Origin of the sequence: Mucilaginibacter sp. 5C4 (assembly GCF_034345625.1) — a bacterium.
Taxonomy (GTDB): Bacteria; Bacteroidota; Bacteroidia; order Sphingobacteriales; family Sphingobacteriaceae; genus Mucilaginibacter; species Mucilaginibacter aurantiaciroseus.
On the sequence record NZ_CP133775.1, the window covers coordinates 512,769 to 526,143 of the forward strand.

The following is a 13,375-nucleotide window of genomic DNA, read 5'->3' on the forward strand; positions in this document are numbered from 1 at the left end:
ACATCAATTTATTATATTGATTGTTTACGGCGACCATCGCCGAGTATTATGCATTTGATAAATAAACTGACTTATGCGACTCTCGAAGCGGTACTATATCAGCGATAGCAATAAAAGCCAACCAGACAATAATCATTGTCGATATTCAATCAAGCCAAACGGCTTGGGCTCCTAAATTTTAATTGTGTACGCATTGCGTACACAATTAAAAAAAAACTGTATCCGACTCGGATAAACTCGGATTAAATCTGATGCTATTTAAAGCAAATTTGTATCAAGTTGTTGATTTCATAGGAAATCACAATGTACAACAACTGAAATGAACTAAAATTAAAGCTATGGCAGTAGAAATCATCACTAAAGAAGATTTGCAGGAATTTGGAAAAAACCTGCTGACTCAGATCAGGGGATTATTAGGACAATCATTGGCAGAACCTAAAAAATGGCTAAAAACATACCAGGTCAAGAATCTCTTAAAAATATCAGATAATACCTTACAAACCTTGAGGGATAATGGAACAATACCTTTTACAAAGATCGGCGGTATTCTGTATTATAATTATGAAGATATTAACAGGGTTTTGAGCGGAGATGTAAAAAGCAAGCGGATCAACACTAAGTAACGTGGTTTCGCAACGGTATTGCCGAAATCCCGGTCGCGTACATTGAATAATAAGGTGTCCCGCGATACGGCATTTTCTGACTGTATCATGGCCGGGCCGTCATTGATTTTGAATATCAGCAACTGATGTTTTACTAATCGAAAATACTGATTTTTATTTAATTAAGAACAAGGTAATAAAACCGCTCGTGTTAAGGAGCGGCTTTGTACAGATATGATAAGCTGAGATTGATAATGTGAAAATTACATTTTCGTCTTATCATCCATCATGCCCTTTTTCATCGGCATTTTCATAACCTTACCATTCATCATCACGCATTGCCCTTCTTTTAGCATCATGGTTTTGCCGTCTTTCATTTTAACGGTACCGTCTGTCATCACCATCGTGCCATTGGTCATGGTCATTGTTTTAGTCATTGGCATACTTTTACCATGCATCATCGTCATCATTTTACCGTCCATCATCATTGCGGAGTGGTTCATTTTTTTCATAGACATGTGCGACATCTTATGCATAGAGGTGTCGGCCATTTTGGTTTGTGCCATTGCGCTACAACTCAGTGTAACAGCAATTAAGGCGATCATGATTTTTTTCATAACTTCAGATTGGTTTTAATTATATGTAAATGCTTTTTATTAAGCCGGGATTGGGTCTATGGTCATTTATTTTAGATGTAGCTCGTAACATACTAGATTGATGCTCATTAGCAATATTTTGTGCGATGTTCATCATCCACGATAAAACTGTCTGCTTTTCAGGTGTGTGATTTTCAAATGAGTACCAAGCTTTAATGTATGTTTGTTCCAATATACTTTCCGCAATTTTTTTTGAGGAGTGATACAGATGATCGCTAACATTAAAGCCTTGGCACACCTATCCTACAGCACTTCTGTCCCAACTCTGCTTTTTATAGAAATCAACCGGACTAATTCTGCATCATCAACTTTTGGTTTTCTAATGATCATATCCTGTAATATATAAAAGCAGTGTATCTAAAATGATGCTAGTAAAATTGCGATTTAAACTATTCCATTTCCGATAGTTGTAGTTAAAAGCTTTTAACTACAAAGCACCCAATGAAATAAAAATACTCATTTTTATAAAATTAACTATAAATTAGCTTTATCTCTGTTAAAGAAATTATAAGATCATCAGCCCAATATTAAATTCATCATATGCTTTCACTTGCCCCCCACCATATTATTGCTATTGGCGCCTCTGCTGGCGGCATGGAAGAAATCAATTCTTTTTTTGACCACACGCCTTTAGATGGCGTATCCTATATCATTGTGCAGCATTTATCTTCTGATTTTAAAAGCAGGATGGTTGAATTGCTGGCCAAGCACAGCAAGCTTGTAGTTGTAGAAGCTAAAAATGGTATGCATGTAAAAAGCAACCAGGTATATCTTATCCCCAGCGATAAGTTCATGACCATAAGCGATGAAACATTATATTTAACAAGCAAGGAAAAAGCTTCAGGCCCTCACCTTACTATAAATACATTTTTTAATTCCCTCGCGGCGGATTGCGGTACCAAAGCTATTGCTGTAGTGCTTTCTGGTTTAGGCAGTGATGGCACCCAAGGCATAAAGGCAATTAAAAAAGCAGGCGGTATGGTGATAGCCCGCAATCCGGAAACAGCCGAGTTTGCCAGTATGCCATCTAACGCCATCGCTACAGGTATGGTAGATTTTATTTTGGAACCTGAATTAATGCCGGGTACTATTGAAGATTATGTAAAAAACGAGCGGGAATTAATACCTGATACCGCTGACGACCAAAAAAACTTGGAGGCGATTATACATCTGATCAATGAACAGCTACCCCTTGATTTTTCGGATTATAAGCAAACTACTATATTAAGAAGAATTAAAAGAAGGGCGGCCTATAATAATTTCACCAGATTAGAAAATTACATTGACTTTTTGAAGGCCACACCAGTGGAAATAGCAGCATTGGCCAAGGATTTTTTAATCAGTGTCACTTCATTTTTCAGAGATAAAGAGGCCTTTAACTTTATTGAAAAAAAGGTATTGCCTGGCATATTGGAAAATCTTGCCCCGGAGGAAGAATTAAAACTGTGGGTAGCGGGCTGCGCTACCGGCGAAGAGGCTTATTCACTCGCCATATTAATAGCTGAGCAATTAGCCGGCAAACTTAAAAATACCGTTGTAAAAATATTTGCTACTGATATTGATACTGCCGCGTTAGTGCAGGCTGGCAAGGGGATCTATAATTTAAGCATTGCAAAAGAGGTATCGGCGGAGCGGCTCGAAAATTATTTTTTTAAAGAAGGTAACAATTATAGGGTAAACCCGGAAATACGTAAAATGGTGATCTTTGCAAAGCACGACCTGGTGAAAAACCCGCCATATTGCAATATGCATTTTATCAGCTGCCGCAACCTGCTGATCTACATGACACCCGTATTGCAAAAAAAGATATTTACCATGTTACTTTTTGGACTTAAAAAGGATGCTTATTTATTTTTAGGTTCAAGTGAAAATCCGATGCCTATCATCAAAAACCTCGAAATTACCCATAAGAAATATAAGATATATAAGAATCTTGAAACAAAACGACTTTTACAATTTGATGCGTTCTCATTACCTGAACTCGTTGATTCAAAACGTAAAACCTCCTCCTTTTCTCATGAGGATACTTCCCAAAGTGCAAATAATTCCCAGGCAGAAAAAATGCACGTTAGTTTAGCTGAAGACCTGGATTACCTGGCCGTTTGTATTGATGAAAACAATCAAGTGGTAAGATCTTACGGGGATACGACAAAATATTTTTTACAAAAGCATTATACTTCAAACCTGGAAGAGCTTTTGCCAAAGCCACTTGCCGTTGCGTTTAATACATTAAAAACCAGCGCCTTAAAAACAAACAAAAAAAACACCCTTACAGGGATAAAAATTAGAAATAACCAATCGGTAATTAAAGTTAGCCTCTCGATACGCCCATTGAACGGAAAGAAGGGTGAGCAAACATTATTAATGATAACTTTTACTGAGGATAAATTATTGAGCACGGAACATCGGGAAGACATGGTGTTTGATGAAAAAATATACCACGGTGAATACACCATGAACCTGGAAGAAGAGTTGAAGGAACTAAAAGATAAGCTTCAGTCTGCTCATGAAAAGCTTGATGCTTCCAATGAAAATATGCAGTCTTTTAATGAAGAGCTTCTTTCGGCCAATGAAGAAATGCAAAGTACTAATGAAGAAATGCAATCGGTAAATGAAGAACTGCATACCATTAATGCGGATTACCAATTAAAAAACAAAGAACTGCTGGAAATCAATGACGATTTAAATAATTACTTCAGGAGTAACATTAACGGTCAGTTATTTATTGATAATGACCTTCGGTTAATGAAGTTTTCGCCGGGTACGGTAAAGCAGATCAACCTGCTGGAAACAGATGTGGGCAGGCCGCTTAGCAATATTTCTACCAATATCAAATTTGAAACCATTATTGAGGATGTTAAAAAAGTGCTTGCTAATGGCAGCATAATCACCAAAGAAATTGAAACGAATGATGGCAAATGGTACCAGGTAATGACGATGCCGTATATACGGCAGGCAGACAACAAAAGAGATGGGGCCATTCTTACATTTAATGACATTACCGAACTTAAAAGAATAGGCCAGGAATTGGAAAGCAGTAATAAGATGCTGGGGATGGCGCTGTATTCAGCCGAAATGGGTACCTGGACCATAGATATTCAAAGCCGTGAATTTATTCCATCCCCAAGACTTAAAGAGATGTTTGGCTTTCATCCTAATGAAAAAATGACTTATGAAGATGCAATAAAGCAAATTGATAGCGACTATCAATCTTTGGTGACGAGTGCCGTCAATGCTGCTATTAACAAGGGGGAGAGGTGTGATGTGGAATATCCCCTCCGCGGGTTACATGATGGAAAACTGCGTTGGGTAAGGGCAATTGGTAACCTCGCATTGGATAAAGAAGGCAAACCATCGTATTTCACCGGTGTTCTGAATGACATTACAATGCATAAGCAGGATGAGGCCAGGAAAAATGACTTTATCGCTATGGTAAGCCATGAGTTGAGAACACCGCTTACCTCACTTCAGGGATATATACAGCTTTTAACTTCCAAGGCAAAAAAGGAGGAAAATACATTTAGTGTTGTTAAATTGGATAAGGCTCATACCCAGGTAAAGAAAATGACCGCCATGATCAACGATTTTTTAAATGTTTCAAGTTTTGAAGCCGGTAAAATTTATTTGCACAAGGAACCATTCAAAATGGATTCCCTGATCAATGAAATAGTGGAAGAGATATTGCTAACGTCTGTAAGCCACATTATCGTTTTAAAGCCTTGTCCATCATTAATGGTTACGGCAGACAGGGATAAAATAGGCCAGGTGATCAACAACTTTCTAAGTAATTCAATAAAGTATTCACCAAAAGCTAAAAACATTGAGATTTATTGCAAAGAAGTAAATGGTAACATTCAGGTAAGTGTAAAGGATGAAGGCATAGGTATTAAGGCACAAGATCAGGAAAAGTTATTTGATCGTTACTACCGGATAGAAAATATGGATACCCAAAAAATTTCAGGTTTTGGTCTCGGCCTATACTTGTCAGCTGAAATAATCCAGCGGCATAATGGTAAAGTATGGGTAGAGAGTGAAATTGGAAAAGGGTCTACTTTTTACTTTAGTTTACCGCTATCTTAAAAAAAAATTTATTCGGAAGGGTCGACTAATTATTATCAAAACAAATTTTTTATACAAACTTAATACTGGCATAATATTAGCTATAAAAAATAAGTCTTTGTAGCTCCTAATTTATGAGTAAAAAAATTTTAATTATTGATGATGACAATGACATTTTAGATATTCTTTCTTTTGCATTAGTTGAAGGTGGTTATGAAGTTCGGACGTTATCATGTGGTGATACCGTATTTGAAGACATAAAAGACTTTCAGCCGGACTTGATCTTAATGGATGTAATGCTGGCTGGTATGGACGGCCGCTCGATTTGTAAAAATATAAAGGAAAATCATCTGACCTTTTTTCTGCCGGTTATTCTGATTTCCGGGACACATGACTTGGGTGAATCATTACATCTGCAAGGCGCACCGAATGATTTTGTCGCAAAGCCTTTTGATATTGATCATTTACTCCAAGTAGTTAACAAGCAATTGGCCGCATAAAATGGATGAATGATCTTTTAAAAAATCTGACTATAGTTTACAGGGGCTCTATATTAATTACTACAGCTGGAAAATAAGTATTTTGCTTTTGTTTCTAAGTTTTAAGCGCTGCTGCCAAACTTTTTAGTTTATCTGGAATTTCGCCGAGAGGTATAACGAAATCTACATTCCCCGAGTCCTGGGCACTAAGCGGCATAAAATCTACTTCGGCAGACATATCCTGAGCAAAAGTTTTTCCTCCGTTTGCCTTGATTTGCTTACATCCTTTTGTACCATCATGATCATATCCGGAAAGGACAATGCCGATCGCACGCTCACCCATTGCCGCCGCTAAGGAGGTAAAAAATAAATCAATTTGCTTGTTCCTGCCAGAGCGTGGGGAGATGACTTTGAAGGTGTAATTTTCCATTAGGAGATCCGCGTCTGAAGGAATTACGTAAACATGATTCACAAGGATCGGCATAGCGTCAGAAGCCACTTTTACAGCCATTTGAGTATGGCGCGACAGTATTTCAGCTAACTGACTATGGGCTGTGGGGTTCATGTGAGAAATAATGACAAAGGCCATACCTGTATTTGACGGTAAAGCACCCAATAGTGCCTTATATGCGTTAAGGGCACCTGCTGAGCCGCCAATGCCAACAATAAGGTTAGGGTGTAATGCTCCCATATCTACAAAAGATAACCCCTTGTTTCATTATTCACCCTTATCTTTTTTAATTAATTTTTGACCCTCAGAAACATTTTTACCGATCTTCTTTTCTTCATTAGCGCCTACTATAGATTCGCCCCCCATTGGTACTAATTTAATTCCATCATCACTCAAAATTAATTTGTGGACATCACTGTCGTGGCCCGTGCCGCGAGACTTAACAATGAAAAGTCCACGAATTCGTTTTTTACTGACGTCTTCTTCTAGCTCTCTCACTACGATCCAAGTGTCGATTAAAGAGGAGACCCCGATTTCACCGCTTGTGTCGTTTTGTGCGGCTGAAGAAACAAGGCTTGTAAAAAAGCTTGTGATACCATGAGATTTTAAAAGATCGATCATGCGGGTAATCATTGATCGGATTTCACGCTGGTCCCCCTCCCCAATCAAGCTTGTCAGTGGATCTATGACAACGATTTTTGGTTTAAATTCTGCAATGAGTTTATATAAATCAAGTAAATGCATCTCCAAACCAAAAAAAGAAGGCCTCGTAGACACAATCTTTAACAGCCCTTTTTTTATCATTGGTTCTAAATGAAAACCTATAGAACTCATATTTTGAGTGAGCTGCCCTGCAGATTCTTCATAGGACAAGAATAGACAGCGTTCTCCACGTTTACAACTTGCTATTGCGAATGCAGTGGCTAAGCTTGTTTTTCCGGTGCCTGCGGTACCTGAAGCAAGCACTGTGCTTCCCATGGTATAACCTGGTTTACCTCCTTTGAATAATTTGTCTAATGATGGAATTCCTGTCGAAACTTTCATAGCCGTGCCTGGTTGATCAAGCCCTGCTGATGTGATGGGGATTACTGAAAGTCCATCTTTATCAATAACGAAAGGATATTCGTTTGTTCCATGTTTTGAACCCCGATATTTAACGACACGGATTCTACGAATAGCAATTTGATCCTTAACCCTGTTATCCAAAAGAATGATGCAATCGGAGATGTATTGCTCCAGGCCATGCCTGGTATAAAATTCTTGCATAGGCTCCCCAGTAACAATCGCAGTCACTTGTTTTTCCTTAAGCCACCTGAACAGTCTTTTTATCTCTAAGCGAAGAATACCATCATTTGCGATGCCCGCAAAGAGGGATTCAATAGAATCCAAAACAATTCGTTTTGCGCCAATGGAATCAATGGCATGTTCCAAACGAACGAATAACCCTTCCAGGTTAAAGTCAAGCTCTTGTATATCCTTGCGCTCCAAAATAACATGTTCTATCAGGATTTTTTTTTGGGAAACAAGCCCTTTTAAATCCAGGTTGAGAGAAGCCACGTCTTCATAAAGTTGATCTTCTGTCTCTTCAAAGGACATGAATACACCTGGCTCTTTGAATTTGATCGCACCATTGATTAAAAAATCAATCCCAAAAAGGGTTTTTCCGGAACCTGTACTTCCACTAACTAAAGTAGTCCTGTTTTTTGGAAGGCCGCCTTCGGTAATTTCGTCAAAGCCTTTAATGCCGGTAAGGCACTTTTGTAGTTGCTTAGGAAGATCAGCGCTTTTTTTCATGTTATTTTTTGCTTATAATTTTCAGGAAAAACTTAATGAGGTCATTAAATATAAATGAACATACCGCAGTATAAACAATTGCAGCAAGGGTTTGTGTCAGTGCAATTGACTTAAAACCAATAGTCCGAATGTTGTTAAAACTACACCTAAAATTATATCACCGATAATCAGGAAAAGCAGTGTTTTGCTTGGTGCAGAATGCCAAAAATGATTTTTCTCTCTTACGACTAATATGGAGAATAACGCTAAAAAGAGCAATATTTCAAAACAGAAAGTATGGAGTGCCTTATTATCGGCATTTAAGCGAAAATAGTTCAATCCCAAATATTCATTTAACTGATCACATGTAAAGGAACGATTGAAAAGCTTTTTGGACGAGAATCGACAGACATCGAAATATCCTTATTATTCCCTTATATCATTAAAAAACGGTGTTTTTTTATCTTCTACACATTTTACAGCATAGAGGTACATGGCCGCGCTCCAGGTTTGCCAATCCTGTCCCATAACCTTACCATCCTGAGCTTTTATCCACTCATTAAAACCGAATTCCAGCTCTTCGTCTTTGGAGATTTTTATTATTTTCGTTAACGCAATTAATTTTTCTTCAGCCAGGCCGTACTTTTCTGCAGCAACAAGAGCCGCCACATAAAACCCGCAAATAAAGGGCCATATCCCTCCATTATGGTAATTACCGGGCAGGTTAAATATTTCATATCTGGGATGCCAGTCGGAATCACCCGGCAATGTAAATGGGAAAAAATTTGGGGGGAGTTCAACCGCCAATTCACCTTTTGCTATTATGTTTTTACATTCCACTTCTATCCAAACAATGATTTCTTTAGCCTGTGATATGGACGTTAAGCCAGATAGTATGGCCAGGCTATTGCCCAGCAGATCGAACCGGTCACTACTAAATACTTTGTATGACCAGAAGGCATAATAGGGCTTATTTCTTACTGCCAGCCCTTCGTGTATATGATGAGGTATGAATCCGCCGTCAATAGTAAACCGGTTGATCTCATTATTTAGTTTAACTGCCCTTTCATCCTGTCCCAGCAAACGAAGATAGCTATAAACCAGTGTGTTTACGTATAGGCCGTAGCCAACAACCCACTGCTCATCGCGCCAATCACTTGTTGGCTGTTGGGCAACCATATACTGATCAGATGGACTTTGATACTCCATCCATGTTAAAGATCTAAGAACGGCCCCCTCTAAAAAATCCTTTTCACCGGTTAGCTTTCTGAAAATCCCAACGCCTAATAAAAACAAAGGTGTAGTGTCGCTTGCCCCACGGTCATCATTATCATGGACAAGTGATGCAATATGGCCATGTGGTGTTTGATTTTTAGCCAAGGTTTCTAATACTACACGGATGCTTTCTATAAGCTCCTCGTCTCCCGAAACCGCTATGCCCAAGATGGAAATCATCAGGTCCCTGGTATATGGTTCAGGATACCCCCAGCCTGCAGTACGTGGCAGCCCGTCAAAAGGTCCATGCGCGTTATGCCGTAATACTTCAATCGCCGCAATCCTGGCCTTTCCTATCTCGTCCCAATTAGCAGTTTCCATATCTTTTTACTTTATAGCTAGTTTTTTATCAATCAACTCCATGAATCTCTTTGCCACCAATCTGTAATCAAAATTTGCCACCACTCTTTTCCTGCCGGCTTTCCCCATTTTTTGGCATAAGGAAGGGTCATTCATCAGTTGTATCAAATATTTCGCAATGTCGTCCACATCAGCCCTATAGTCAATTGTTCTCGGCACATCAAAAACTACTGTACGTTTTTCCGCTAATCCACATTCATCACCAATAGTAACCTCATTTACGACGATATGCTGGCTAATACCTGCAAGAAAAGCTGTTTCACCATCCACCAAGGTATCCAGCATACCCATGGCATTGATCCCTATTACCGGCTTTTCACAGGCGCCTGCTTCCACCTGTGGCATACCGAAACCTTCCAGGCGCGACGGGCCTGCATAAATATCACATGCCCCAAGTAGGTATGGCATAAAATCCCTTGAGGTAATACTTGTTGCATAAATCACTTTTTTATCAATACCCAACTCTTTTGCCAATTGCATATCTTCTTGATTTTGCTGCGAGGTACGAGGCTGTGGCCATGTTTTACAAACGTATCTCCAATCCGGCACATGGTCGCTGATGCGGGCCAACGCCTGCATCACTTCCCGTGCGCCCTTGGATGCAGCATCCCCACCAACCGTAAGGATCATTAATTCTTCCGGTTCAATGCCCAAAGCATCCCTTACTGCTAAAACTTCAAGATCGTTTTTGGGATAAGATTTAAAAGTATTCGTATTGCAACCCACAGGCAATACTTCAATATTGTCAGCTTTAATTCCGTCACGGATGTACATTTCCTTTACCCAGTTAGAGGTCACCAAAATAAGCGGAAGCTTATTAAGTACATCCTGATAATTGGCAATATAACCATCGGCAACTAACCAGGGAACAGGTTGAATATTGAATTTTTGCGGATGAAGTATCAAATGCGGCGTGTGACCCCAATAACCGATTCCGACTGCTACGTCGGGCTTAAACCATCTGTAATACCATTCTTTTTCTAAATCAGACTCATAATGGACTGCGTGCACATCGACGCCCATTTCCAAAAGTCCTTTATAAAGTAAACTTCCCTGGGTTGCCAGTCCACCGGGAGAGGCCGGATAATCATATAATAAAAGCACCTTCATGATGCTGTTCCTAAGTTGGCTAACCATTTTTTTGCAAAGACGGGATTTGAAAAATGCCAGAAAGCTTCTCCATTGGGCGTAGTTTTTGCTTCCCAACTGCTTTCGTCAAAGCCATAAGTTAATGTTATAATGTTGTATTTCACATCCCATAAATCTTGAGTAAGAAGGCGATAGCATGTTGCATGTATATCAGCCTTGGGAAGATAAGCTTTGTTACCGTCTTCGTAAGCGAATGTCCAAAGTTCATCAGTTAAAAGCTTACCTTCATTCCATAAATTAACTACAGTTTTACTAATCTCTTCATGCCTCAAGTGCCTTGTATATTCCCCATTAGGGTTATGTGTGATTATCAGATCGAAATGAACATGAGGGATTAACTGGAGTATCGCCTCCATTATTTCGTTATCCGAAAGGGGTGTTTGTTCAGGCCCGTCATTCAGATCGCCCATTGCACCCTTGGCTCCTAAAACACTTAATGCTTTAAAGAATTTCGGCGCACGATCGTTATCACTTTTTCTGCAAAGACAGACTACAAAGCATTGCCATGAAGGGTTGCTTAATATTGTCCCCCCTGCCCATAACGTTTCATCGTCAGGATGTGCTACAATAATTGCCACTTGCTTGGGTTTTTCCTGATACATTTAAAGGCTTTGACTATAGTTATCCAAAGCGTAACCTTAAAGTCTTGTTATTGTTAGCTATTCAAGAATATAAATACATTTTATGTTAATCAAACTATAAAGAAGTCTGTAAATAAGTTCTGCAAACGGTTGAACTAAAACTTATCACAGGCGAAACGATGGTCACTATTATAATTCTATTTGTTTTCATGGTTGCTAAGGCATTTCTTTACAATAGCCTATCAGTATTTTTCCTGAAGTTTAAATTCCGTTATTTTTTTCTTTAAGTGTTGTTAAAAGTAACTTGGCTGCTGCTTCTGAGGAAGCAGGGTTTTGTCCTGTGATTAAAAGACCGTCTTTTTTTACATATACCCCCCAGTCGGGTCCTTTGGTGTAAACACCACCCAATTTTTCTAATTCGTCTTCCAGCAAAAAAGGAACTATAGCTGTTAATTTAACCGCGTCTTCCTCTGCATTAGAAAAACCTGTTATAGCCTTTCCCTTTACCAAAGGTTCGCCGTTAGGTGTTTTGACTTTTATCAAGGCTCCAGGTGCATGGCATACAAAAGCCACGGGTTTGTTATGTTTATAAAAGTTTTCAATTAAAGCAATAGATATTTCATCGTTTGCCAAATCCCATAACGGGCCATGCCCTCCGGGATAAAATACCGCATCATAGTCGATCTGACTAACATTACTCAATTTAATGGTATTGGCTAATTTATCTTTTAAAGCCTGATCATTATTAAACCGTAGCGTAGCCGGTGTTTGTGCACCAGGTGCCTCACTCTTCGGATCAATAGGCGGCTGCCCACCTTTTGGAGATGCGATGGTTAATTCTACACCGGCATCGGCCAACACATAATAAGGCGCGGCAAATTCTTCTATCCAAAAACCGGTTTTCTCACCTGTATTTCCCAACTTACTATGGGATGTTAAAACGATTAATACTTTCATAATTACGGTTATTTTAAATTTTAACAATCATTTTACCTTCGTTCTTTCCCTCAAACAGATCAAGAAATGCTTGCGGAATATGATCAAATCCTTCCACAATGGTTTCGGCATAAGTGAGTTTGCCTTCTTTTAGCCAGCTTGCCAATTGTTTTATGGCTGCGGGAAATTTATCAGAAAAATCAGAAACGATAAATCCACGCATCAAAGAACTTTTAACCAAAAGCACTGATTGAATACGCGGTCCCACTGGTGGCTTTGTTTCATTGTAAAGAGATATTGCGCCACAAAGTGGTATGCGGGCATATTTATTTATGTTGGCTAAAACAGCATCAGATATCTCACCGCCAACGTTATCAAAATAAACATCAACCCCGGCAGGACAAGCATTTCCAATTGCTTCTTTCAAATTTCCTGCAGTTTTATAATTAATAGCCTGGTCAAAATGGAACTTTGATTTTAAAAGGTCGACTTTTTCGTCTGCTCCCGTTATTCCAACCACCCTGCAACCGAGTATTTTACCGATCTGGCCAACTACGCTCCCCACAGCTCCAGCGGCTCCTGATACCACAATAGTTTCACCTGCTTTAGGATCTCCAATCTCTGTCAGCCCACAATACGCAGTGAGCCCCGTCATGCCTAAGATGCCCAGGTATTTACTTAAATTATCAGCACTATCATTTATTTTGGTCAATCCGCTACCTACAGATATCTGGTATTCCTTCCATTCCAGATTTCCGGAAACGAAATTACCGATTTTAAAATCTGTATGATTTGACCTGATAACTTCTGCTATAATACCTGATTGGATTGGTTTGTTTAATTGAAAGGGCGGAACATAAGATTTAGAATCACTCATTCTTCCACGTAGATAAGGATCTACTGAAACATATAATGTTTTCAGTAATAGTTCGCCCTCATCCGCTACCGGATCCTCTTCAATGGCAAATTTAAAATCACTTAAGGCAGGTTTTCCAACGGGCCTTTTATGTAACAGAATTACTTTATTCATTATTTAAATTTTAATACAAAGAAT

Annotated in this window: 11 protein-coding genes; 3 read left to right on the forward strand and 8 right to left on the reverse strand. The window is 39.1% G+C overall.

Annotation, left to right across the window (positions count from 1 at the left end; all coding sequences use genetic code 11):
- The first annotated feature begins 338 nt into the window (after positions 1-338).
- A complete protein-coding gene (locus RHM67_RS02305; RefSeq protein ID WP_322230271.1) occupies positions 339-623 on the forward strand; it encodes a helix-turn-helix domain-containing protein in 285 nt (94 codons plus the stop codon).
- Positions 624-865: 242 nt separating this feature from the next.
- On the opposite strand, the gene RHM67_RS02310 is transcribed toward RHM67_RS02305, so the two are convergent.
- Positions 866-1,219, reverse strand: coding sequence for a DUF6799 domain-containing protein (locus tag RHM67_RS02310; RefSeq protein WP_322230274.1), 354 nt, complete (start codon positions 1,217-1,219; stop codon positions 866-868).
- 579 nt (positions 1,220-1,798) lie between these two features.
- Here RHM67_RS02310 and RHM67_RS02315 point away from each other — a divergent pair.
- Positions 1,799-5,338 carry a chemotaxis protein CheB gene (locus RHM67_RS02315; RefSeq protein WP_322230277.1) on the forward strand — a complete coding sequence of 1,180 codons (3,540 nt, stop codon included), beginning with the start codon at positions 1,799-1,801 and terminating at the stop codon, positions 5,336-5,338.
- Between the two features lie 113 nt (positions 5,339-5,451).
- Positions 5,452-5,817 carry a response regulator gene (locus tag RHM67_RS02320; RefSeq protein WP_322230280.1) on the forward strand — a complete coding sequence of 122 codons (366 nt, stop codon included), beginning with the start codon at positions 5,452-5,454 and terminating at the stop codon, positions 5,815-5,817.
- Between the two features lie 94 nt (positions 5,818-5,911).
- On the opposite strand, the gene RHM67_RS02325 is transcribed toward RHM67_RS02320, so the two are convergent.
- The 7 genes from RHM67_RS02325 to RHM67_RS02355 form a co-directional block, all read right to left on the reverse strand.
- Positions 5,912-6,487, reverse strand: a complete 576-nt coding sequence (locus tag RHM67_RS02325; RefSeq protein WP_322230283.1) for a chemotaxis protein CheB — start codon at positions 6,485-6,487, stop codon at positions 5,912-5,914.
- Positions 6,488-6,514: 27 nt separating this feature from the next.
- Positions 6,515-8,041 carry a circadian clock protein KaiC gene (gene kaiC, locus RHM67_RS02330; RefSeq protein WP_322230286.1) on the reverse strand — a complete coding sequence of 509 codons (1,527 nt, stop codon included), beginning with the start codon at positions 8,039-8,041 and terminating at the stop codon, positions 6,515-6,517.
- A gap of 405 nt (positions 8,042-8,446) precedes the next feature.
- Positions 8,447-9,616, reverse strand: coding sequence for a glycoside hydrolase 100 family protein (locus tag RHM67_RS02335; protein ID WP_322230287.1), 1,170 nt, complete (start codon positions 9,614-9,616; stop codon positions 8,447-8,449).
- A gap of 6 nt (positions 9,617-9,622) precedes the next feature.
- On the reverse strand, positions 9,623-10,765 hold the full coding sequence (locus tag RHM67_RS02340) for a glycosyltransferase family 4 protein (RefSeq protein WP_322230289.1): 1,143 nt from the start codon (positions 10,763-10,765) through the stop codon (positions 9,623-9,625).
- A complete protein-coding gene (locus tag RHM67_RS02345; RefSeq protein ID WP_322230291.1) occupies positions 10,762-11,406 on the reverse strand; it encodes a PIG-L deacetylase family protein in 645 nt (214 codons plus the stop codon). Before RHM67_RS02345 ends, RHM67_RS02340 begins: the two co-directional genes overlap by 4 nt.
- A gap of 240 nt (positions 11,407-11,646) precedes the next feature.
- The gene (locus tag RHM67_RS02350) at positions 11,647-12,342 is read right to left on the reverse strand and encodes a type 1 glutamine amidotransferase domain-containing protein (protein WP_323515250.1); all 696 of its coding nucleotides are present in this window, start codon (positions 12,340-12,342) and stop codon (positions 11,647-11,649) included.
- Positions 12,343-12,355: 13 nt separating this feature from the next.
- A complete protein-coding gene (locus RHM67_RS02355; protein ID WP_322230295.1) occupies positions 12,356-13,351 on the reverse strand; it encodes an NADP-dependent oxidoreductase in 996 nt (331 codons plus the stop codon).
- Positions 13,352-13,375: the final 24 nt, after the last annotated feature.

What these genes read in the sequence shown, in the direction of transcription:
- RHM67_RS02355 (WP_322230295.1), bottom strand. Translation starts at nt 13,351, where the DNA reads ATGAATAAAGTAATTCTGTTACATAAAAGGCCCGTTGGAAAACCTGCC.
- RHM67_RS02320 (WP_322230280.1), top strand. Translation starts at nt 5,452, where the DNA reads ATGAGTAAAAAAATTTTAATTATTGATGATGACAATGACATTTTAGAT.
- RHM67_RS02315 (WP_322230277.1), top strand. Translation starts at nt 1,799, where the DNA reads ATGCTTTCACTTGCCCCCCACCATATTATTGCTATTGGCGCCTCTGCT.
- RHM67_RS02345 (WP_322230291.1), bottom strand. Translation starts at nt 11,406, where the DNA reads ATGTATCAGGAAAAACCCAAGCAAGTGGCAATTATTGTAGCACATCCT.
- RHM67_RS02310 (WP_322230274.1), bottom strand. Translation starts at nt 1,219, where the DNA reads ATGAAAAAAATCATGATCGCCTTAATTGCTGTTACACTGAGTTGTAGC.
- RHM67_RS02325 (WP_322230283.1), bottom strand. Translation starts at nt 6,487, where the DNA reads ATGGGAGCATTACACCCTAACCTTATTGTTGGCATTGGCGGCTCAGCA.
- RHM67_RS02335 (WP_322230287.1), bottom strand. Translation starts at nt 9,616, where the DNA reads ATGGAAACTGCTAATTGGGACGAGATAGGAAAGGCCAGGATTGCGGCG.
- kaiC (WP_322230286.1), bottom strand. Translation starts at nt 8,041, where the DNA reads ATGAAAAAAAGCGCTGATCTTCCTAAGCAACTACAAAAGTGCCTTACC.
- RHM67_RS02350 (WP_323515250.1), bottom strand. Translation starts at nt 12,342, where the DNA reads ATGAAAGTATTAATCGTTTTAACATCCCATAGTAAGTTGGGAAATACA.
- RHM67_RS02305 (WP_322230271.1), top strand. Translation starts at nt 339, where the DNA reads ATGGCAGTAGAAATCATCACTAAAGAAGATTTGCAGGAATTTGGAAAA.
- RHM67_RS02340 (WP_322230289.1), bottom strand. Translation starts at nt 10,765, where the DNA reads ATGAAGGTGCTTTTATTATATGATTATCCGGCCTCTCCCGGTGGACTG.